The 22,061-nt window shown below is 57.2% G+C and carries 11 protein-coding genes; 5 read left to right on the forward strand and 6 right to left on the reverse strand.

Annotation, left to right across the window (positions count from 1 at the left end; translation table 11 throughout):
* Positions 1 to 270 precede the first annotated feature (270 nt).
* The 3 genes from MARLIPOL_RS10225 to MARLIPOL_RS10235 form a co-directional block, all read right to left on the reverse strand.
* A complete protein-coding gene (locus MARLIPOL_RS10225) occupies positions 271 to 732 on the reverse strand; it encodes a WapI family immunity protein (RefSeq protein WP_012138007.1) in 462 nt (153 codons plus the stop codon).
* A 19-nt stretch (positions 733 to 751) separates the two neighbouring features.
* Positions 752 to 12,544 carry a putative Ig domain-containing protein gene (locus tag MARLIPOL_RS18565; protein WP_012138008.1) on the reverse strand — a complete coding sequence of 3,931 codons (11,793 nt, stop codon included), beginning with the start codon at positions 12,542 to 12,544 and terminating at the stop codon, positions 752 to 754.
* 168 nt (positions 12,545 to 12,712) lie between these two features.
* Positions 12,713 to 14,293, reverse strand: coding sequence for a flavin-containing monooxygenase (locus MARLIPOL_RS10235; RefSeq protein WP_012138009.1), 1,581 nt, complete (start codon positions 14,291 to 14,293; stop codon positions 12,713 to 12,715).
* Positions 14,294 to 14,614: 321 nt separating this feature from the next.
* Here MARLIPOL_RS10235 and MARLIPOL_RS10240 point away from each other — a divergent pair, with 321 nt between their 5' ends.
* From MARLIPOL_RS10240 to pntB, 3 genes are all read left to right on the forward strand, one after another.
* The gene (locus MARLIPOL_RS10240; protein ID WP_012138010.1) at positions 14,615 to 15,259 is read left to right on the forward strand and encodes a TetR family transcriptional regulator; all 645 of its coding nucleotides are present in this window, start codon (positions 14,615 to 14,617) and stop codon (positions 15,257 to 15,259) included.
* Positions 15,260 to 15,362: 103 nt separating this feature from the next.
* Positions 15,363 to 16,940, forward strand: a complete 1,578-nt coding sequence (locus MARLIPOL_RS10245) for a Re/Si-specific NAD(P)(+) transhydrogenase subunit alpha (protein WP_012138011.1) — start codon at positions 15,363 to 15,365, stop codon at positions 16,938 to 16,940.
* 12 nt (positions 16,941 to 16,952) lie between these two features.
* Positions 16,953 to 18,347, forward strand: a complete 1,395-nt coding sequence (gene pntB, locus MARLIPOL_RS10250) for a Re/Si-specific NAD(P)(+) transhydrogenase subunit beta (RefSeq protein ID WP_012138012.1) — start codon at positions 16,953 to 16,955, stop codon at positions 18,345 to 18,347.
* A gap of 49 nt (positions 18,348 to 18,396) precedes the next feature.
* Here pntB and MARLIPOL_RS10255 read toward each other — a convergent pair whose 3' ends face one another.
* The 3 genes from MARLIPOL_RS10255 to MARLIPOL_RS10265 form a co-directional block, all read right to left on the reverse strand.
* Positions 18,397 to 18,990, reverse strand: a complete 594-nt coding sequence (locus tag MARLIPOL_RS10255; RefSeq protein WP_012138013.1) for an exopolysaccharide biosynthesis protein — start codon at positions 18,988 to 18,990, stop codon at positions 18,397 to 18,399.
* A gap of 27 nt (positions 18,991 to 19,017) precedes the next feature.
* Positions 19,018 to 19,329, reverse strand: a complete 312-nt coding sequence (bamE, locus tag MARLIPOL_RS10260; protein WP_012138014.1) for an outer membrane protein assembly factor BamE domain-containing protein — start codon at positions 19,327 to 19,329, stop codon at positions 19,018 to 19,020.
* Positions 19,330 to 19,458: 129 nt separating this feature from the next.
* Complete coding sequence (locus tag MARLIPOL_RS10265) at positions 19,459 to 20,571, reverse strand: NADH:flavin oxidoreductase (RefSeq protein ID WP_012138015.1); 1,113 nt, start codon at positions 20,569 to 20,571, stop codon at positions 19,459 to 19,461.
* Between the two features lie 90 nt (positions 20,572 to 20,661).
* Between MARLIPOL_RS10265 and MARLIPOL_RS10270 the strand changes: the two genes are divergently transcribed.
* Complete coding sequence (locus tag MARLIPOL_RS10270; protein ID WP_012138016.1) at positions 20,662 to 21,141, forward strand: winged helix-turn-helix transcriptional regulator; 480 nt, start codon at positions 20,662 to 20,664, stop codon at positions 21,139 to 21,141.
* A gap of 157 nt (positions 21,142 to 21,298) precedes the next feature.
* Positions 21,299 to 22,036 carry an OmpW/AlkL family protein gene (locus MARLIPOL_RS10275; protein ID WP_012138017.1) on the forward strand — a complete coding sequence of 246 codons (738 nt, stop codon included), beginning with the start codon at positions 21,299 to 21,301 and terminating at the stop codon, positions 22,034 to 22,036.
* Positions 22,037 to 22,061 lie beyond the last annotated feature (25 nt).

Consider the following 22,061-nt stretch of genomic DNA (forward strand, 5'->3'; position numbering starts at 1 on the left):
GTTGACCGGATCGGTGATGGTTTCGCCGGTCAGGCGGTACAGCTCGTCGTAGCTGTAGCTGATGGTGCGGCCGTTATGCGCCTCCTGCACTTGGGTGCGGCGGCCGGTGGGGTCCAGGGTGTAGGCGTAGTCCGCCCGGATCTGGTCCGCCGCATCCGTGATGGTGAGGCGGGTTAGCCGGGTCAGGACGTCGTAATCGTACAGGGTAACGTTGCCGCTGGATGACGAGTCTCAGATTCTTGCTATGCAATAACAGGCTTCTAAGGATCCTTACCTCTTCTTGAACTGTTTTAACCGCTCAGGATAACTCTCCAAGAATCGATTAATGGACTCGTAAGCATGCAAATTTCCCTTCTCCATCGGAAAGGAGATTAAATATTTTTTGTCACCCTCATCCCCGTATTTATAGGAATCACCTTTTGGATGAAAATTGAAATTTAATTCAACAACCAGCTCATTATCATTGCTATTGAACCCAAAGGCCAGCTCTCCCTCCAAAAAAGATATATGAGGATCAACTTTCTTACCTTTAGAAATTTTCTCTAACCATTGCTTTAGCTCAATTAATTCGCATGTAAGGAGGCAGCTATCACTAGCTTCCCAAGACTGATCTTTATCAGAAGCCTGAATCTTAATATTCAGCCAGTTCGCATCATCATAATCGATTGCACTTGGGAACTCATAACCAAGAACCTCCATTTCAAAACTTTTGCCTTTGGCCCTTAGAATCATAGCTATCAAGTCCACCCTTTTATAACGGTCGAATTGTCCGTATCTTCATGGTTCCAGGAATGATTATCGCTTTCATCCCATTGTAAATAAAGGCAACATCTCCTCTATCTTCGATTTTTTCACCACGGTTAATAATTTTTGCAATATCGTTAAGAGTATTGAATCCCAAATCTCTTGTTCGAGGATGTTTGATCCTTCCGATAGCGTGACTAGAGATCTTATATCCAGTTTGAGCGAACGCATTAGCAATTTCGCTGCCAGTTAGATCATCAATATTTCTATTCCTAACCAGTCCTCTTATTTTTAGCTCTGGAAAAACTGCCGTTATATTAGGTGAACAGAATATATTAGTATTATGGACAAGGTATCCAGCTTCACCAACGTGAAAGGTATTCACCTCGTCAACTGTAATATTAAATACTTTCTGTTTCCTTAGCTCTTTTTCTACAGAAATGACTATTTCAAAATCATCCCCAGAAAGGCTAGATACTCCTACACCCTCTTCCAAATTTTTGGCATTTATCCACTCTCCATTTGAAAAGAACGGATGATCAGCAGTAGCGGTTATTTTTTCTCCAGAAGCAAATTCGATTAAGTAAAGTTCGTACTCTCTCTCACCTTGAATGAGATAAGTAACTGGCTTCAAAACAGCTTCACCAGTCTCTGGATCCGTTGCCCAAACCAAATCGCCTATAGCTACATCTTCGATAGACTTAATGCCTGACTCAGTATGAACAGGGGTTTCCGCAGTAAAACTATTTCTTGAGCATCCGGCGCGCTTAAAGTCGTCAGCGAACTTTTTACCAAACAAGCCAATAACTTTGCCAGCTGCCCCACCCAGCATATTAAACAAGATCCTGGATCCAACTTGCGTGGCAGTTAACTCCTCTTCGCCCGTTGCAATCTGGAAAATGCTGTAGGCGGAACTAGCAAAATTTGCCGTTGCCAGTACTCCTTGGATATTTATTCCTGCGCCAAGTGATCCCAACGAGAACTTACCAGTCGGGTCCCTGTAGGAGACTGGGTCAGCATTGGCGTACAAATATTTGTGCAAAGTTATCGGATCATGGTTGTTTCCTTGCCACGTATCCATCTGCGTAAACCGACCACTATTCTGGTCGTAATACCGCGCCCGCAGATAGTACTGGTCCAGACTCGGGTCCAACTGCTCCCCGGTATACCGATAGACGTTCTCGGTATCGCCAGTACTGTTCAGCAACACCCCAAACGCATCGTAGTCGTAGCTGTCTGTTAAAGAGCCGCTCGCACTCGCCAGTGCCCGGGTGGAGCCGTGGCCGTCATACAGGTAGTACGAGGCGCTGCCGGCACGGGTCTGTGAGACCACGTCATCGCCGTAAGTGTAGCTCACCTCGGCGGTCCCGCTGGTCACCTCCGCCAGCACCTGGGCGTAGTCCCGGTTGTTGTCCACCACGTAGTGGGTGGTGATGCCGTTCTCGGTCTTGCGGGTGCGGATACCGTCGGCATTGTAGCCGTAGCGGGCGGTCAGGCCCGGTTTTTCCACTTCGATGAGCTTGTCGCGGGCATCGTAGCGGTAGTGGGTTACCTGGCCGTCTTCGGTCTCGGTCAGGGTGTTGCCGTTTGCGTCGTAGCTGTAGCTGACGCCGCCCTGCTGGGTGAGTCGGTCGTTGTTGTCGTAGCTGTAGGCGGTATGCACCCCGTTAATGATGCTGTAGGTGCGGTTGCCCACCTTGTCGAACTGGTATTCGGCGCTGTGGTTGCCATTGACCGGGTCGGCGATGGTTTCGCCAGTCAGGCGGTACAGTTCGTCGTAGCTGTAGCTGGTGGTGCGGCCGCTGTGGGCCTCCTGCACCTGGGTGCGGCGGCCGGTGGCGTCCAGGGTGTAGGCATAGTCCATCAGGATCTGGTCCGCCGCATCCGTGGTGGTGAGGCGGGTCAGCCGGTTCAAGGCGTCGTAGTCGTACAGGGTGACGTTGCCGCTGGGGTAGCTGACGCTCTCGCGGTTGCCCACCGCATCGTAGGTGTAAAGGGTCTGACCCTGGCTGGCCGTCACCACTTCCAGCCGGTTCAGGGCATCGAAGTTGTAGCTGGTGGACGTGGTGCTGCCACCGGCGGAGACGTCCAGTTGGGTCCGGTTGCCAGCAGCGTCGTAGCCGTAGGACAGCACCGAGCCGTCGGGCTGGACCTCTTCAACCAGGCGGTTCTGGGCATCGTAGCTGTACCGCGTGGTGCCTTCCGGGGTGGTGGCGGTCAGGCGGTTGCCGACGGCGTCGTAGGTATAGCTTTCGGTGGTGCCGTCGCCATAGGTGACCTGGCTCAGCCGCTGGTTGAGGTCGTAGCTGTAGGTGGTGGTCTGGCCGTTGAAGTCGGTATGGCTCAGGCGATTGCCAGCCGCGTCGTAGGTGAAGCTTTCGGTCTGGCCCATGGGCAGGGTGCGGCTGAGCACGCGGCCCTGGCTGTCGTAGGTCCACCGTGTGGTGCGGCCTTCGGCATCGGTCTGGGTCAGCTTGTTACCGGCTTCGTCGTATGTGTAGGTGGTTACCCCGTCGAGGGCGTCGGTCACCTTGGTCAGGCGGCCGAGGGCGTCGTACTCGTAATGGGTGGTACGGCCATTCTGGTCGGTGCGAGAGGTGCGACGGCCCAGGGCATCGAAGCTCTCGGTCACCGTGGTGCCGTCGTGGTAGCGGGTCTGGGTCCGCTGGTCGAGGGCATTGTAGGTGTACTCGGTGGTGTGACCCTTGGCGTCGGTCTCGCTGACCAGGTTGCCGTCGGCGTCATAGGCGTAGCTGTGACGGTTACCCAGCGCATCCACCACGGCGGTGCGACGGCCCGCCGCGTCGTATTCGTAGGTGGTGGTGCTGCCGTTGGCGTCGGTTTCACCGGTGACGCGGCCTGCGGCATCGTAGGTGGTCAAGGTATGGCTGCCGTCCGGATAATCGGTACGGACAACCCGGTTCAACCCGTCGTAGGTGTAGCGGGTGGTCCGGCCCAGCGGATCGGTTTCGGTCAGCAGGTTGCCTTCGCCGTCGTAGGTCTTGTACTCGGCGGTGCCATCCGGGTGGTAGGTTTCCGTCAATCGGCCGTAGGCGTCGTAGCTGTATTCGGTGCGCCGCCCCAGGGCATCGACCGTGGCCACCTGGTTACCGGCCACGTCGTACTCCGTGGCGGTGGTGCTGCCGTCCGGATAGCGGGTTTCGATAACGCGGTTATTGGCGTCATAGACGTACCCGGTGGTTTCCTCCACCACGCTGCCGTTCACGGTGCGGGGCCGGGTTTCGGTCAGCACGTTGCCGTTGGCATCGTAGGTGTAGCGGGTGGTCTCGCCGAGGGGGTTGGTCTCGGTGAGCTTGTTGCCGTCCTCATCGTAGGTGTAGGTGGTGGCGTTGCCTGCCACATCCACGGTCTTGGACACCAGCCCCTGGGCGTTGATGTTGTTGCCCGCCACGTTGCCGTCCGGGTCGGTCACGGTCAACAGGTTACCCACGCTGTCGTAGCTGTTCCGGTAGACGTTGCCACGGGCGTCGGCAATGGTCAGTTCCTGGCCACGTCTGTCGTAGCTGAACGCTACCGTATTGCCGAGAGCGTCAGTCTGGGTGAGCTGGTTGTTGCGCTCGTCGAAGCTGGCGGTGGTGACGTTGCCAAGCGGATCCACCTGACCCAGCTGGTTGCCGCGTTCGTCGTAGGTGTAGTTCCAGCTATGGCCGGCCGCATCCACCTTGGTGGTAACGTTGCCCCGGTCATCGTAGTAGTACAGCGTGGTGTTGCCATTGCGGTCGGTGACCACGGACTGACGGCCCTCAATGTCGTGGTTGAAGTCCGTGCGGTTGCCGTCGCTGTCTTCCTGGACAATCAGCCGTCCACTCTCGTCGTAGATGTTGCGGACCAGGGTGCGGCCTAGCGGGTCGATGATGTCCAGCAAGCCGTGGTTACGGTTGTAGGTGTATTCGGTGGCGTTGCCCTGGGCGTCGGCACTGCTGACCAGGTTGTTGTCGCCGTCGTACAGGTAGCTCAATTGGTCACCGTTGGGCGTGGTGATGGCCTTGATGCGGCCGTTGCTGTCCCGCTGGAAGGTCACCGCCTTGCCACTGGAGTGGAAGATTCCGTCGTTGGTGTACCTCAGGGTGTGGCCGTTGGGGTCCACCACCTTCTCGATGCCGAAATCCTGGTTGAGGGTATAGGCGTAGCCGGCCTGGGTGGTCAGCAGGTAACGGGTCGGATCCACCGGGCCGGAGAAGGTGCCGGTTTCCAGCAGGGTGCCGCCCTCATACCTTGCCGAACTGTCGTCCAGGGCCTTCAGGGTGGACTGGGTATCTCCCACCGGCTTGAAGTCCAGAGTGACGTCCTTGATGACCTGGTAAGTGTTGCAGCTCGGCGAAGCGCCCACTTCGAAGCGTTCGACGTCGCCGGTCGGCAGGGTGACGGTTACCACCGGGGCACCGAGGGGCTCGACACAGAAGTCGGTGATCAGGTTCAGCGGCCCGCGCTTGTACTGGTTAACGGTCCAGTAACTGCCCAGCGTACGGGACTCTTCCACCTTGGCGTCCTGGTAGCCGATGCTCCAGCCTTGCCCGAAGTCCAGCGCCTCAAAACGCTGGCGGCTGTCGTAGGTTCGGGTGACCCGGATGGGGATGCCCGCCACCGGAATCGACAGGTCTTCCAGGGTGATGCTGAAATTGCCCACCTTGAGGTCGCCTTCCACCTGCAGGGACATCATGTCGGAACCGGACAGGCCGTTGACGTCCACCGCCAGGATGGCCAGATCGTACTGGCCGTTCATCAGCAGGCTGGGATCAAAGGTAGCCACCGGCGCGGATACCTGGCTGGTTGAGCCTTCCGCGATGGTCTGCCACTCGCTCTCACCCTTCGGGCTGATCAACACTTCATAGATTGCCAGGTTGTCGTCCTGGACGGTGGCGATGATGTCCGTTGGCGCAGTGACTATGGCTCCGCTTTCCGGGCCTTCCAGTGTAACCACTGGCGCCACGGTATCGCTGTCATCACGGATGGTGACGTAAGCCACCTCCGTCACCGTGGTCTCGGCATCGGATACCGTGGCGGTGACGGTATGACGGCCGGTGCCGCTGGCGGTCCAGGTAGCTCGGCCATAGGGGTTGAGGGTCAGGGGCTGGCCATCCACGTCCACGGACTGACTGATCTCCCCTCGACCACCGTCGGTAAAGATATCGATGGTGACCGTGTCGCCGGCGTTCACGCTGTCCGGCGTGACCAGCAGGGTGGCCGACAGCGGCAAGGGCTCTTCCTGAACCTTGATACTGGTGTTCTGCAGCGTCCGGCCCTTGCCATCATCGGCGAAGTAGGACACATCATGGATACCGATCTGGTCCAGGGTCGGTGTCCAGGTGACCAGCCCGGAGGCGTCCACCTCCATACCATCCGGCTGGACCATGGCGCCGTAGGTCAGCTCATCGCCGTCAGCGTCGGTTGCTACCAACTGGTACTGGTAGGTTTCACCGGCCACGGCCTGCGTGTTCGGCCGGCTGGTGATGTCCGGGTAACTGTTATCACTGGCTTCCACCGCATCCAGGGTGAAACTCTGGGTGGCGTAGGCCTTGCCATCGGAGACCCGGATGCGCACGGCATGGGCGGCCACCTGATCGCTTCCCGGGGTCCAGCGAACCTGGCCGGTCGAGTTGAGCGTCATGCCCGATGGGGCAGCTTCCAGTGTGTAGGTCAGCGCATCGCCGTCGGCATCCCGGGCGATCACATCGTACTGGTACTCTTCACCCACAAAGGCCGGGGATGTGGGAATACTGCTGATTTCCGGGGCCTCGTTGGACTCCGCCGGCGCGTTGACTGCAATACCAAAGCTCTGGGTGGATGCCGCTCCACGGGCGTCGGTGACCCGGACAACCACGTCATGAACGCTGCCGGCCTGGGTGTCCGCCGGCGTCCAGTTTACCTGGGAGCCGGTCAGGGTCATGCCGTTGGGCGACTGGTCGAGGCTGAAGGTAAAGGCATCGCCATCGCTGTCGGTGGCTGCGATGGAATAACCATAGGGAGAACCCGCCAATGCCTGGGTTTCCGGCGTGCTGGTGAACTGGGGCGGATGGTTTGCGCTTTCGTTGACCGGCAGTGTGAGCTTCTGCCGCGCTTCGCCGCCACGGCCATCACTGACCAGGATTTCAACGATGGCGGTGTCGCCGATCCATTCAGATCCTGGTAGCCAGGAGAACAGGCCATCGGCGGCGATGGTCATACCGGATTCAGACGTTGCGAGGGAGTAGGTCAGGGTATCCCCATCCGGGTCGTTGGCGGTCACCTGGTAATCGAACAGCTGGCCAGCATAGACGGCGCCACCAGGGGTGCTGGTGATGGTGGGTGGCTGGTTAGCATCATTGGGATTCAGTACTTCTATCAGGAAATACTGCTTTGTAGATGCGCCACGGGTATCCAGCGCCGTCACTTCGGCTGGGAACGTTCCTGACAGATCTATGGACGGCGTCCACGAAATCCGGCCGCTTACGCCATCAATTGTCATTCCAGGTTGGGAGCGACTGAGCAGGTATACGACTTCATCACCATCCGGATCTGTTGCCACAACATTGTACTGGTAGTTCTGGCCAGCGATGACTGAACCCGCTGGCTCAGAATCAATGATCGGTGCCGTATTATCTGGTGGTGTTACCGTGAGTACATAGGTTTGTTCAGCGAGGCTTCCGGACAAGTCTTCAGCTTGAACGGTAAAGGTATGAACGCCTTCGTCAGCGAGCTTTCCGGAAAGCTTCCCAGAGTATGGTGTTATCTCGACACCCGCCGGCGCACCAACAATGCTGTACCTGAAACTGTCACCTATGTCTGGATCGGAAACTTCGATCGGCAGTTCAAAGTCCAATCCTACAAAGGCCTGCCCACTTGCCGCCGACGAAATTTCCGGGTGGTCGTTCACATCCTTTATGGAGACCGCAAACTTTTGATCATCAAAGAGACCTGCCTCATCAAAGGCCTGAACCGTCAAGATAGCCGCCCGGGCACTATTGTTGTTGGAAACGCATTCAACAACTTCTCCAGGAACAGTAAGATCGACTCTCAAGCTGTCCACTATCTCCGCATCATCTACGGCAAGGGTCAGTACTACTTCTTCGCCGTGTCTTAGCGAGGGCACAGTTTGGGCACCTAACTCCGTGCCACCACTCCAGAAGTGCTCATGAGTGAATTTGACATCAAATGGCTGATTAACCGGGGCCAACCCTCTGTTTTTTACAACAACGGATACTTCCTTGCTGTCTTCAGCGTAAGTAATCCCATGAACAGCAAGGTCAGGCAATCCCAATGAGGGACGGTCGGGGAAGGAATTTAAACGGAAAGTGTTATGTGTCAGCCAACTCTTAACCGGGCTCGTTGGCACAGTTAAATCATCATTTATATTGTCGATGTGGTAGTTATATTGATTCCACAAATGCCGAGTCGGTGCCCAAGAATCGTTGGCATCCTCGATTGCCCTTAATCCGAGGGTGCTGCCATTATCCGAGCTGACCAATATTTCGGCGTGACCATCGGAATCGATATCCGCTACCACCGGATACTCGGCTGCCGTGGCAGAATAGTTGACGGTAGAAAACTTAACCGCACCGGTTTTCCCATCATATACACGCAGCTTTCGTTCATCGGCGTAGACAATTTCAGCGTTGCCATCGGCATCAAAGTCAAAGACCGTTGAACCCGTAGTTTTTGAACTGTAGTCGTGCGTGGTCTTCGCCCAGAGGACAGTGCCATCGGTATCGAAAACCAAATAGCTTGAGCGACCGGCAACACCGATCTCTGGCTTACCATCACCATCAACATCAGCGACAGTTGGCGACCCACCGCCTCCACCTGGGATCGCACTTTCCCAAATCAGCGTTCCATCGATTTTTGCTAAGGAAACCACACCGCCGGCCACACCAACAATTTCAGGAGAGTCATCCTCGTCAAAGTTGGCAAGGGCGGTTAGCGCGCTCCTCGATAACGGCTGGCCAAATAATTCCCCATCCTCCTTGAAAATGTACCCGCCAATTATGACTTCCTGGAGTCCATCCATATCCACATCTGCAGCATAGGAAGAGGCCCTATGCCAAGGCGTATCTGACGCGGACCAAAGTAATTGACCTTGCGCATTTAATACCCAGTCCCTGGCGAGAACCTCCGGCTGCCCATCACCATTAAGGTCCGCAACATTAATGGCACCGTAGTTGTACCTGCCTGAGACTCGGCGGTCTTTGTTGACCCAGAGTGTATTTCCCGAATTATCCGCCGCCCTTACATAACCATCAGATGTATAGTGGAGTATTTCCGGAGCGCTATCCCCTTGGATATTTGCAACCGCAATATTCGAGCTTGCTTTGACATTCCTTGAAGATGTCCAGATTACCGCCCCGGTTTTACCATCCAAAGCGACCAATCTGCCTGTAGCACTGTCCACAAAGCCAGAATATGCGTTAGCCACTACAATAGGATCGTCTAACTCGTTATATAAACCGTCTCCATTTGAATCGAAGAGAGGTGCAACTGAAGGCACGCTAAGGACATCCATGGTGTTGTAGTGCCATTTCACGCTTGGCGCTATAGCGCCCTCGCTACTTTCAATTGGATCCGCCATACAGAATAAATTGTCGTCAGCTTTACCCTCGACATATGGTTCCACTGACTCCCATTTCGCAACGCCGTCCTCGATGTCTATTAGCAACCCATCTGGGGCGATTTCATACCCGTAACGCAGGACATCACCCTCGTTGGGATCGGCAGCATCGACGTCATAGCGGTAGCCACTACTCTCATCCCCGACAAGTACCGGTGGCGTAACAATCTCCGGCGGAAGGTTTTCATGGATAACCAGGGTAAAGGTCTGCTCGCTCGTGGCGCCCCGCAAGTCGGTGACCAGGACCACAATCTCATACTCACCCGGCGCAATCCCGCCCGGTGCCGACGTGAAGCGACCCGTACGCTCATCCAGGTATAGGCCTTCCGGTCCGGATACGATTTCGAAGGTATGGGCATCGCCCACATCGGTGTCGGACACCTCAACCTGGTACTCAAAGGACTGGCCGCCCTGCAGTACCGTCTGTGGTTCGCTGTCGATCACCGGCGCTTCGTTCACATCCTCTACATTCAGGGTGTAGAGCTGGGTGTCAGTCAAACCGTCGGGGTCGGACACGTGGTGACGCACGAAGGCGGCACGGGTGACGTTGTTATTGATCTGGCACTCTTCGATGGCCGCGCCGGGGTTAAGCACCACGGAGATGTCGTCGGTCAGCGCATCGTCACTGACCAGGATTTTGGGAGTGGACCTGGTGTCACTGCTCAGGCTGGTTACCTGGGCAGAGCCAAGGAACTGACCATCCTCAGGCTGGCCAGCGTAGAAGGACACATCCAGCGGCATGCGAATATCTGCAAGCCCGAGGTTAGAGAGCTCAACACTCAACTCATGCACACCACTGTCGCCTTCGGCCAGGGAGACATGGCCAAGGCGGACGTCCGGATTGCCCAGGTGGTCCAGGGCAACGGGAAGGTAAGCCATGACCAGACTGGTGGTCGCCAGTTTGGTGCTGAACAGACCACTGGTCGTGTCCCAGGTACCACCGGCCTGTTGGCTTTCCAGCAGGTATTCGATATTCCCCAGAACCACCGGGTCGGTCAGCGCCGGGTCCTGATAGTCAAGGGCCAGCCCCACCCAGGCCGACGTCAGCGGATCACTCTGGCTGCCGGAGTGGTAGCGTGACCAGCCACCGTCTTCACGCTGACGTTCGCGGAGTTGCTGATCGAGCAGAACAATGGCAGCGGAGATTCGGGACCGTAGGTCGTCACCGTCAATAAAAGGTTCAATTTCAGCCAGGCCCACAAGGCGGAATACCCGTCGCAAGCTGTCGTTTTCACTCGAGTTCAAACCTGCCAGCAGGTGTTCCGCCAACGCCGGCATCAACATTCGGTAGGTATCGGCGACTTCAAGCTGACCCGATGATTGATTGTCCAATTCAGCGAGATCATTGATGAATCCCGCTGCCGCCTGACTGACCAGGGCGGTGATTCCAAGGGATTCCCTTAGCCACCCGCTGTTATGGTCTGTTGTCCAGTACGCCCTGTTACCACTGACCGTGACGCGATCAGCGAAAAAATCCAATCCTTTCTGGCGAACCAGGAAGGTCCGATCCCGCTCGGGTACCGCGTTAAGTGCCCACAGTGCAAACGCCGTCTGGTTCTTCGCATAATTGGGATGCGACCGGCGAATGGAGCCATCACTCAACTGACTGGAGAGAATTTCAGTCAGCAGATATTCCGCGGCCTCTTCATCCACATCGGCCTTGGCTTTCGAGGACTGCATTCCCAGCAGGCTTTGGGTCTGGATGTGGCAGCCCAGGCATCGGTTCCTTTTGTGCCAGGCCACCGACTGGGGCGCCACATAGCTGCCAGCATCCGCAACCGCGGTCTTCACACGGTGGAACAGTGGCGCGATATAACTCACCCCTGAGGCATCATCACCCTCTTCATAGACTTTCACGCTTCCGCTTGGCACCACATAGCACTGCTGGTTGAAGGTCGGTACCGATTGCGTGAATTCCGCCTGGGGCAGCCAATGAATCACCCCGGAAGCCGGGTCGATGGTCATTCCTTCCGGCCCACGATCCAGGGTATGGGTCAGTTCGTCTTCGTTAGGATCTTCCGCGGCTACGGGATAGCTGTAGTTCGCGTTCTCCGGCGTAGTGACCACCGGTGGGCTGGTGATTACCGGCGGCAGATTCGGCTGAATAACATTGATGGTGATGGTTGCCGTGGCCTGAAGCTCGCCGTCAGAAACCTCGTAAGTCAGTACTTCCAAACCCTCGAAGCGGGGATCCGGGGTATACACCAACCCCGGGGCATCCCCGGTGAACTGACCATGGGCGGGCTCTTCAAGCAGCCGGTACGCAAGAGGCTCGCTGTCGATGTCTTCCCCCACAAGGGTGACTGATACGGCGTTCCCACCTTCGGTTTCGGCAAAGACATCCTGAGCCGTTGGCGCATCGTTGACGGGCAGCACCTCGAGGCTGACGGTAGCGGTACCGGAAAGCTGCTCGCCGTCGTGTACCCGGAACTGCAGGCTGTCGTTTCCATAAAAATTGGCGTCGGGTGTATAGGTAACCCGGGAGCCCGACTGTGCGATTTTCCCGTGCTGGGGCTGCACGAGTATTTCGTATGTCAGCGCATCACTGTCCGCATCCTGAGCCTGCAGTTCGAATTCAACCGGCGTGTCTTCCGGCGTGGTGATGTGGCTGTCGAGGGATTCGGGGCGATGATTGTAGCAGCGTGTATATCGCTCAAAGGTAAAGCTGATATAACCCTTTCCACTGAGGGCATAGTCGTTCAGTCGAATGACAGCAAAGCGCACAGTCTCGTAGTTAAAGCGAGCGCCCTGACCGTCCACGTCCCCCCAAACCGGCACGATAATGTTGTAGTCCAGAAGTGCGTCAAGGTTCGAGCGGATGGCCTTGCTGTTCTTGACGCCAGGACCACCTTCCACCCAGTCACCAACATTCAGTTGTGTGTCGGAGGCGTTGAGCGGGTTACGGTAGTTGTTGCTGGTACCAGGAGGAACGAGGGCATCGGCCAGGGTATTGGCGTTGTTGCTTCCCTGCCAGGACAGCCAACTGAAGTTGCCGGGGCCCGTGCCTGTTGGAATGTTCTGGAAGGTTTGGCCCATTGTTGCCGAGGCCAGCACTGAATCGGAAACGGCGATGGGATAGAGGGAGCAGAAGTCAGGGCTGATGACTATATCGTCCGTCTCCCGGAACGACTCTGCATTCACAGTACCTAAAGACGTAACTACCCAAGCGAACGCCAGCCCCAAGACGTACTTATACATCACAACTTCCTTGTCCCGTTGTATGCACAGCGCGTGCATAACTACCAATTTAGGGGAGGCAGTATAGGAAGTGCGTGTCAGTTCTCTATGATTTGGTTAATGTTTTTTAATTATTTTACGATGTTTTACATTCAGGGAGGCCAACCAATGGCCTCCCTGATTTTATTCCTAGGCAGTTACAGCGGCCGCTTCGTCGACCACCGGAGCACCCTCAACACACACATACTGCCCCGCATCAAACCGCTTCGTCTGCTGGCGGAACTGCCAGGTGAAGCCCGGCCACAGGGTTGTGTTCTTGCCGTTTTCATTCACGTACCAGCTCTTACAGCCGGTCTGCCAGACGGAGTCGCCAAGCTTGGCGTGAATGGAGGCGTTGTATTGGCTCAGGGCGTCTTCCTTCACTTCCACGCTCTTCCAGCCGTGCTTGTCCATCTTCTTCAGTGCATCCAGCACGTACTGGATCTGGCTCTCGATCATGTAGACCATGGAGCTGTGGCCGAGGCCGGTGTTGGGGCCCATCAGCATAAAGAAGTTGGGGAAGCCGTTGATGGTGCTGCCCTTGTAGGCTTCCGCGCCGTCTTTCCAGGCGTCCAGCAGGTCCTGGCCGTTACGACCGGAGACCATGCCGGCAGGAACCGGGTCCTGGGCCTTGAAGCCGGTGCCGTAGATGATGCAGTCCACTTCCCGCTCGTTGCCGTTATTGTCGACGATGACATTACCGCGCACTTCACGGATGCCGTCGGTGAGCACGTCCACGTTGTCCTGGGCCAGTGCCGGGTAGTAGTTGTTGGAGATCAGTACCCGCTTGCAGCCGAAGTGGAAATCCGGGGTCACTTTCTTGCGCAGTTCCTTGTCCTTGATCTGGCTGCGGATGTGGCGACGGGCCTGCAGCTCACCGATCTTGAGGATGCGCGGGTTGCCCACAAAGCCCAGTACCCGAGCTTCCAGGGTCCAGTAGATACTCTGGCGGAAGGCGTTCAGGGTCTGCGGGAACTTGCGGAACATCAGCTTTTCCAGCGGACGGATCTCGCGGTCCGGCTTGGGTACAATCCACGGCGGCGTACGCTGGTACAGATCCAGATGACCGGCATCTTTGGCCACTTCCGGTACAAACTGGATGGCGGAGGCGCCGGTACCAATCACCGCCACACGCTTGCCTTTGAAGTCGTAGCTGTGGTCCCAGTCCTGGGAGTGGAAGCTCTTGCCGGTAAAGGTTTCGATACCCTTGATGTTCGGGTAGGCCGGGGTGCTCAGACCGCCCATGCCGGACACGACGACGTCGGCTTTCAGGGTGCTGAATGCCGGCAGATCCTCGTCGGAACGGTCCAGCTTATCACCGGGGTTGAGACCTTTTTCCTGCATGTAGGCCCACAGTTTGGGGCTGTCGCAGGTTTCGACGGTCCAGCTCTGGGTCTTCTCATCAAATTTGGCGCCCGCCACGTGGGTGTTCAGACGCACGTGCTTCATCAGGTCGTACTTTTCAGCACACTGGCGCAGGTAAGCCTGGATTTCTTTCTGCTGCGCGAACATGCGGCTCCAGTTCGGGTTCTGTTCGAACGAGAAGGAGTAAAGCGCAGACTGCACGTCACAGGCGCAACCCGGGTAGTGGTTTTCGTGCCAGGTGCCACCGACATCGTCGCTTTGCTCGAGAATCACGAAGTTGTCATAACCGGCTTCTTTGAGCTTGATGCCCATGCCCAGGCCGGAGAATCCGGTGCCGATAATGGCAATTTGTGCTGACTGACTCATAACTCTACCTCGTTGTTCGCTGGCCATCTGGCCTTGCCTGTTGTTGTCTGTTTCGCCATGATGTTTGACGGTATACACATGTATACACAAGGAAGTAGACAGCTGTATACTCCGTTTCATCGGAAAATGGTCCATTGGCCTTACGTGACAACTGATTGTCCCGTCTTCCGGACTTCGCGGGAGGGTCTGGTTGGGCGGGCAGGGCTTCCGAAAACCGCTGCAAGTACGTCCGTGTACGCTTGCTCTTCGCCATCCCTGGCTACGAGCATTTTCGGCAGCCCTGCCCGCCCAACCAGACCAATAACTTTGGGTGGAAATCGCATGAACGTTTTGACCGGGGGAAAGCTGAAGCTGGTACAAGCCGGCCTTCGGCTGATTACCGAAAGTCGCAGCCTGACATCGCTGGGGCTGCGGGAGCTGGCTCGTGAAGCCGGACTGAACCCGAATACCTTTTACCGCCACTTCAAGAACCTGGACGAGTTCGGGCTACAGGTATTGGGGTACATCGCTGCCGACATGAAGTCCGGCGTGCGGGAACTCCGGCAAATGGCAGAATCCTCGGAGCAGGCTTCCCGCGATACCGTGACTTACGTGTATCACTACTTCCTCGCGAACCCCGCCGCAACAACTGTCGCGGTGCGGGAACTTCATGGTCCCTCTCCGCTGTTACGCAAGGCCCTGGAAGCCCAGCTCAATGCCAGTGCCCGGGAAATGGCGGAGGACATTATCGAACGGCAACTGGTCAATGCCGTGCCGCCGGAGACCATCCATGAAATTTCCCGCATGACCATTCGTTACATTCTGTTCCGGGCCATGGATTACATTGAAAAGCCGGAGCAGCGAGAGACCATTCAGCGGGAAACCGAGCGCTTTATTAACCGGCAGTTCCGAGGCGCAATGCTGGATAATCTGTCCCAGGGTGACATTGAAACCCTTGTGAAAAAGCCCTCCTCACGAGTGGGGTAACCTGCCGTTTTTTTGGAGTATTCCGGGCAATTTCGCCAGCTTGAACTAGTATGTGGATATCCAGACAACTGGTTCATCGGGCAATCCGGAGGACATCCCAACCATGCAAATCGGTATCCCCAGGGAAATTTTCGAGAATGAACGACGGGTAGCGGCCACGCCGCCCTCCGTGCACAAGTTGATTGGGCTCGGCTATGACGTGGTCGTTGAGGCTGGTGCCGGCGAGGCCGCGAATTATTCCGACGATGCCTACGAGAAGGTAGGCGCGGCCATAGCGACCGATACTTCTTCGCTGTGGCAGGAAGTGGACTTCATCCTCAAGGTTCGCGCCCCCATGGAGAATCCCGCGCTGGGCAAGCACGAAGTCGACCTGATGAAGGAAGGGGCGTTTCTGGTCAGTTATATCTGGCCGGCGCAAAACCCGGAGCTGCTGGAGAAACTGGCCGCCAGAAAGATTACCTCATTTGCCATCGACAGCCTGCCCCGCATCAGTCGTGCCCAGAAGATGGATGCCCTCAGCGCCATGGCCAATATTGCCGGCTATCGGGCGGTGATTGAGGCGGCTAATAATTTCGGGCGTTTTTTTACCGGACAGGTGACCGCAGCGGGCAAGGTCCCACCGGCGAAGATCATGGTGATCGGTGCCGGTGTGGCTGGCCTTGCGGCAATTGGCGCCGCCAACAGCATGGGCGCTATCGTGCGGGCGTTTGATACACGGCTGGAGGTGAAGGAACAGGTCGAAAGCATGGGCGCCGAATTCCTGGAGTTGGATTTCGGGGACGAGGAAGGCAGCGGCAGTGGCGGCTACGCCAAGCAAATGAGCGACGAGTTCATCAAGGCGGAGATGGCGCTGTTCGCAGAGCAGGCTAAAGAGGTGGATATCATCATCACCACCGCTCTGATTCCCGGCAAGCCTGCGCCGAAACTGATCACCGCCGACATGGTGAAAACCATGAAGCCGGGCAGCGTGATTGTCGATCTGGCGTCGGAACGCGGCGGCAACTGCGAACTGACGGAACCCGGCAAGGTCGCCCATCAGCACGGCGTAACACTGATCGGCTACACCGACCTGCCGAGCCGTATGGCCAAGGTGGCCAGCGATCTCTACGCCACCAACCTGGTGCATCTGCTCACCGAACTGACTCCGGAGAAGGACGGCCAGCCCCAGGTCAATATGGACGACGATGTCATCCGCGGTCTCACCGTTGTGCGAGAACACGACATTACCTGGCCGCCCCCCCAACCGGAGGCTCCGGTCAGTCCCGCACCGCCGCCGGGCACAGAGGAACCGTCGGCTGCTGACATGGCGGCGGCCAAAAAAGACGCCGACCGTCGCAGCCTGATTGGCAAAGGAGCCCTGCTGATCGTGACGGTCCTGGCGCTTTACGGGGTGGGCGCCCACGCGCCGGAAAGCTTCCTGCAACACTTTACGGTGTTCGTACTGGCCTGCTTTATCGGCTGGCAGGTGATCTGGAACGTGACTCCGTCCCTGCACACTCCCCTGATGAGTGTGACCAACGCCATCAGTGGCATCATTGTCATCGGTGCCATTCTGCATCTGGCCCAGGCGGCGAACATTGCTGTCGGCATCATGGCCTTTATCGCGGTGCTGATTGCCAGCATCAACGTAGGGGGCGGCTTCCGGGTCACCCATCGCATGCTCAAAATGTTCCGTAAGTAGGAGACGCCCGATATGAGCACAGGATTGGTGAGCGTGGCCTACGTGGTCGCAAGTATCTGTTTTATCCTCAGCCTGGGTGGCCTCAGCCACCAGGAATCGGCACGGCGCGGTAATCTCTACGGCGTTGCCGGCATCATCATCGCGGTGGGAGCCACCCTTGCCAGCGTGGGTGATGGCGGCATCATCGCCATTGTGATTGCGGTGCTGATAGGCGCCGGCATTGGTATCCCCATCGCCAACAAGGTGGAAATGACCCAGATGCCGCAACTGGTTGCCCTGCTCCACAGTTTTGTGGGCCTTGCGGCAGTGCTGGTTGGCTTCTCCGGCTATATCGAGCCACTGATCGCCACGACGGGCGCGGAACACACCATCAAGCTGGTGGAAGTGTTCGTCGGTATCTTCATCGGTGCGGTGACCTTCACCGGGTCTCTTGTGGCCTGCGGCAAGCTGGACGGGCGCATTGACAGCAAGGCCCTCACCCTGCCCGGCCGCCACCTGATGAACCTGGTGGCGGTTATCGTCTGCGTGTTGCTGGGGGCCTGGTTCCTCGGAACGGACAGCATGGCACTGGGGCTGATCTCTCTGGTGCTGATGACCGCTATTGCCTCGGTACTCGGCGTTCACCTGATCATGGCCATCGGCGGTGCTGACATGCCAGTGGTGGTGTCCATGCTCAACAGTTATTCCGGGTGGGCCGCCGCCTCCATCGGATTCATGCTGGGCAACGACCTGCTGATCGTCACCGGTGCGCTGGTGGGTAGCAGCGGTGCCATCCTCAGCTACATCATGTGCAAGGCCATGAACCGGTCGTTCATCAGTGTCATCCTGGGTGGATTTGGCCAGACCACCAGCAGTGCCAGCGCGGCGGACCCCGACCAGACGGTTCATGAATCCAGTGTCGATGAAGTCTGCGAGGAGCTGCGTAATGCCGAATCGGTCATTATCGTGCCCGGTTACGGCATGGCGGTGGCCCAGGCCCAGAATGGGGTCAGTGATATGACCCGGATTTTGCGGGATCGAGGTGTGAACGTGCGCTTCGGCATCCACCCGGTGGCCGGTCGTCTGCCCGGACACATGAACGTGTTGCTGGCGGAAGCCCACGTGCCCTATGACATCGTGCTGGAAATGGACGAGATCAACGCCGATTTCCCCGACACCGACATGGTGCTGGTGATCGGTGCCAACGACACCGTGAATCCGGCCGCCGCCGAAGATCCCGGCAGCCCCATTGCCGGCATGCCGGTGCTGGAGGTGTGGAAAGCCCGGCAGGTGGTCGTCCTCAAGCGCGGCATGGCCACGGGCTATTCCGGTGTGGAGAACCCGCTGTTCTTCAAGGACAACACGCTCATGCTGTTCGGCGACGCCAAGGACAGCATCGATAAGCTGGTGGGGGGATTACGCACCTGACAGCCCAGGCCAATATGCAATGTGTCCGTCAGCCCGATCACGCAGGATCTCAGCCACCCAGGTTGCGAACCAGCATGATCGGGCCGGTCAATGAAATCCCCCAGGCGAACAGGGCCAGCAGGCCGTCCCTGGAGATCATCGTCAGGCCAAAGAACACAAGGGCAACACCGGCAATACTTGAGCTGAACGGTACAATTTCGGTCGCAGGCATCACCACGGCTATCACCATACAACCCAGTGCCATCATATAAAGCCCTGGTCCCTTGACCAACACGGTTAGCCGTGGGCGGATCAGGCGGTCAATCTTTCCGGCGGCTGGACGCAACAGTTTCAGGCCCTGCAGAAGCTTCCGGTGCGACACCTTCCGCTTCACCAGCCAGCCCGGCAACCAGAATCGTTTGCGTCCGATCAGAACCTGACCCAGGGTCAGCAGGGTGAGCAAGCCCATCAGCGTCGGTATTCCTGGCACACCACTGAGGGGGGTCACCAGGATAAGCCCCACCAGAAGCACCACCGGCCCGAACGTCCTGCGCCCGATCGCATCCATCATTTCACCGATGGACACGTGGGAACGATTGGCCGCCACAGCCTCCAGCCGGTCCAGTAACTGCACTATATTAGCCGGGTCACTCTGGTCATCCATAAGCCCAGCCTCCGGAGTCCCTGGCACTTATTCGGTAGTGTTGTATACGTAGGAAGAAACCGTTCCGTCCGGATTGAAACGCACCACCAGGTCTGTTGTTTCCGCGTCACCAAAGGCGGACCAGCGATATTTGCCGTATGTCCAGGTTCGCTTGCCATCTTCAATGCCGGTGCGCCAGGGTTCGCCAAACAGCTCCTGGATTTCTGTCCGGGTGGTTTCCCCGATCTCTATCTGGTCGACGTTATGGGTAGGAAAGTCTTGGCCGACGGTGGCACAGCCAGCAACAATTAACGACAAGGCAACCAGAACAATGGCAGGAAAAGAGGTGACTCTCCCCATGGTGTATCCCTTCTGTTGATGATCGAAACATCAATCATACGGGTTTTAAGATCAGCTTAAATTACAGCAAGGACAGACGCAAAAAAGCCCCGGGGATTAGCCGGGGCCGATCGTCAACGCATCGAAGACTCAGTAAAGCTTTGCCAGCGACTTCTTCGCAAAAGCTTCCACTTCATTCAATCGACCTTCCTTCACTTTCACCAGCCATTCCGGGTCCTGCAGCAGGGCGCGGCCAACGGCGATCAGTTCGAACTCGTGGTTGTTCATGCGTTCCACCAGTTCATCGATGCCGGCCTGCTCCACCGCTTCCTTCTTGCTGGCGAAGGTACCGCTAATGAAATCTTCGGTCAGACCCACGCTACCCACGGACATGGTCGGCTTTCCGGACAGCTTCTGGGTCCATCCGGCCAGGTTGAGGTCGGAGCCTTCAAACTCCGGCTCCCAGAACCGACGGGTAGAGGCATGAAAAATATCCACACCGGCGTCCACCAGCGGATTGAGGAATTGCTCCAGTTCCTCCGGCGTATTAACCAGCTTCGCCTCGTAATCCTGCTGCTTCCATTGAGAGAAACGCAGCATGATCGGGAAATCCGGCCCCACACGGAAGCGAACGGCTTCAACAATCTCGACCACGAAACGCAAGCGGTTTTCCAGGCTGCCACCGTATTCATCGTCGCGCTGGTTGGTGCCTTCCCACAGGAACTGGTCAAGCAGGTAACCATGGGCGCCGTGGATCTCGACACCGTCAAAACCCAGGGCTTTCGCATCCTGGGCGGCATCGGCAAATGCCGTGATCACATCGTCGATATCACCCTTGCTCATGGTCTTGCCATTGGGCTTGCCCGGCGCAAACAATCCGGAAGGACTGAAACCGGGTACTGAGGGATCCGGTTCTACGCCTTCCTTACGGACCGCGCCCACGTGCCACAGCTGCGGGAAGATGGCACCGCCGGCGTCATGAACCGCATCGACAACATCCTTCCAGCCGGCAAGGGCTTTATCGCCGTGGAAAAACGGCACGTTCGGGTAACCGTTGGCGCCGGGGTGGTTCACGGTAGTGCCTTCGGTGATCAACAGCCCCACGCCACCTTCGGCGCGACGACGATAATAGTCCACGACCTCCTGGCTCGGCGCATTACCTGGCGAGAAATTGCGGGTCATCGGGGCCATGGCAACGCGGTTGCGCAGCTTCAGGTTGTGGGTCTCAAAAGGGTTGAACAGGGGGCCAAGATTCATGCTCATAGTAGATCGCAACCTCATTAATCTGGTTTCTTTAAGCAACCTTATTTAATCTGGTTTTAAAATGCAACCCTATTAGGTAGACTTCCCACTATGGCCAGAAAACGTTTTGATGACTCCAGTTGCTCCGTCGCCCGTGCCCTGAATGAAGTGGGGGACTGGTGGTCCCTGCTTGTGGTGCTGCACGCCATGTATGGCACCCGTCGTTTTGTGGACTTCCAGCAGGAACTGGGCATCGCCCGCAACATCCTCTGTGACCGTCTGGCCCGACTGGTGGATAACGAAGTCCTGAAAAAGGTGGATGTAGGCGAACACGGCTCCCGCTTCGAGTACCGTCTGACCGAAAAAGGCCGGGATCTGTTTCCGATCGTGATTGCCCTGCGCCAGTGGGGAGACAAGTGGAATCCGGCCCCCGACCAGCCAGCTCTGGACTTGCGGGACCGTGCCTCCGGTCGTCCCATCCGGCCAGTCACCGTTCAGAATGCTGACGGAGACTCACTTACCGTTCGGGACGTGTTCGTTCGGGATGACAGCGAAGCCACCCTGCGCAAGGACAAAAAGCAGACTGGCTGACAACCTGTCATCTTATGTTAGTCCCCTTTTCTTGAGCCAGATCAATCCGGTGGCCAACACCATCCCCGCCCCCCGGCATTCTTGCGCTATATCAAGTTTTCAATCTCCGAGGACATTACCCTGACGTCAATCACACTTCAGGTCCAAGGAGATTTTCATGTCCCGTATTTACCAATTCGGTGTTGTTGCTGTCGGGCTATTGGCTGCCGCTCCGGCCACCCAGGCTTACGAAGCGGGCGATTTCATGCTGCGCGCCGGGGCCGCCCACGTAGCTCCGGATGATTCCAGTTCTGATCTGAATCTGGAAGGTGTGGGCACCCTGCCAAACGCTAGGGTCAGCGTGGATTCCAACACCCAGCTCGGTATTACCGCCACCTACATGGTGACATCGCATATCGGTATCGGCGTGCTGGGCGCAACTCCTTTCAAACACAACATTGAAGGTGCCGGCGCACTGAACGGCATCGGCAAGCTTGCCGAAACCAAGCACCTGCCACCGACACTGACCCTGCAGTATTTCCCGTTGGACAGCGGCTCTATGATTCAGCCCTACGCGGGTATTGGCGTGAACTACACCCATTTCTTTGAGGAAAAAACCACAACCACTCTGACAAGCGCTGTCGATGGCGTTGCGCAGAGCGTTCTGGGCACCGCGCCGGGCACCATCAACGGTACCGAACTGGAGTTGGACGAGAGTGTGGGTGTGGCGCTGGAGTTAGGTGTTGACTGGATGCTGGACGAGCACTTCGGGCTGAATGCGGCGCTCTGGTGGGCGGACATCAGTACCGACGCCACAATCACCGCCCTGGCGGATGGTGCGGAAGCAGGAAAAATCACCACCGAGGTCGATATTGACCCGATGGTTTACATGGTTGGTTTCACTTACAAGTTTTGATCCCCGTGCCCGCCGGAAACCTCAA

It is taken from the genome of Marinobacter lipolyticus SM19, assembly GCF_000397065.2.
GTDB lineage: Bacteria > Pseudomonadota > Gammaproteobacteria > Pseudomonadales > Oleiphilaceae > Marinobacter > Marinobacter lipolyticus.

Bases quoted from the DNA above. Each gene is read 5' to 3' on its own strand.
- MARLIPOL_RS18565 (WP_012138008.1), bottom strand. From the start codon at position 12,544: ATGTATAAGTACGTCTTGGGGCTGGCGTTCGCTTGGGTAGTTACGTCT.
- bamE (WP_012138014.1), bottom strand. From the start codon at position 19,329: ATGGGGAGAGTCACCTCTTTTCCTGCCATTGTTCTGGTTGCCTTGTCG.
- MARLIPOL_RS10270 (WP_012138016.1), top strand. From the start codon at position 20,662: ATGGCCAGAAAACGTTTTGATGACTCCAGTTGCTCCGTCGCCCGTGCC.
- MARLIPOL_RS10255 (WP_012138013.1), bottom strand. From the start codon at position 18,990: ATGGATGACCAGAGTGACCCGGCTAATATAGTGCAGTTACTGGACCGG.
- MARLIPOL_RS10225 (WP_012138007.1), bottom strand. From the start codon at position 732: ATGATTCTAAGGGCCAAAGGCAAAAGTTTTGAAATGGAGGTTCTTGGT.
- MARLIPOL_RS10245 (WP_012138011.1), top strand. From the start codon at position 15,363: ATGCAAATCGGTATCCCCAGGGAAATTTTCGAGAATGAACGACGGGTA.
- MARLIPOL_RS10235 (WP_012138009.1), bottom strand. From the start codon at position 14,293: ATGAGTCAGTCAGCACAAATTGCCATTATCGGCACCGGATTCTCCGGC.
- MARLIPOL_RS10265 (WP_012138015.1), bottom strand. From the start codon at position 20,571: ATGAGCATGAATCTTGGCCCCCTGTTCAACCCTTTTGAGACCCACAAC.
- pntB (WP_012138012.1), top strand. From the start codon at position 16,953: ATGAGCACAGGATTGGTGAGCGTGGCCTACGTGGTCGCAAGTATCTGT.
- MARLIPOL_RS10240 (WP_012138010.1), top strand. From the start codon at position 14,615: ATGAACGTTTTGACCGGGGGAAAGCTGAAGCTGGTACAAGCCGGCCTT.
- MARLIPOL_RS10275 (WP_012138017.1), top strand. From the start codon at position 21,299: ATGTCCCGTATTTACCAATTCGGTGTTGTTGCTGTCGGGCTATTGGCT.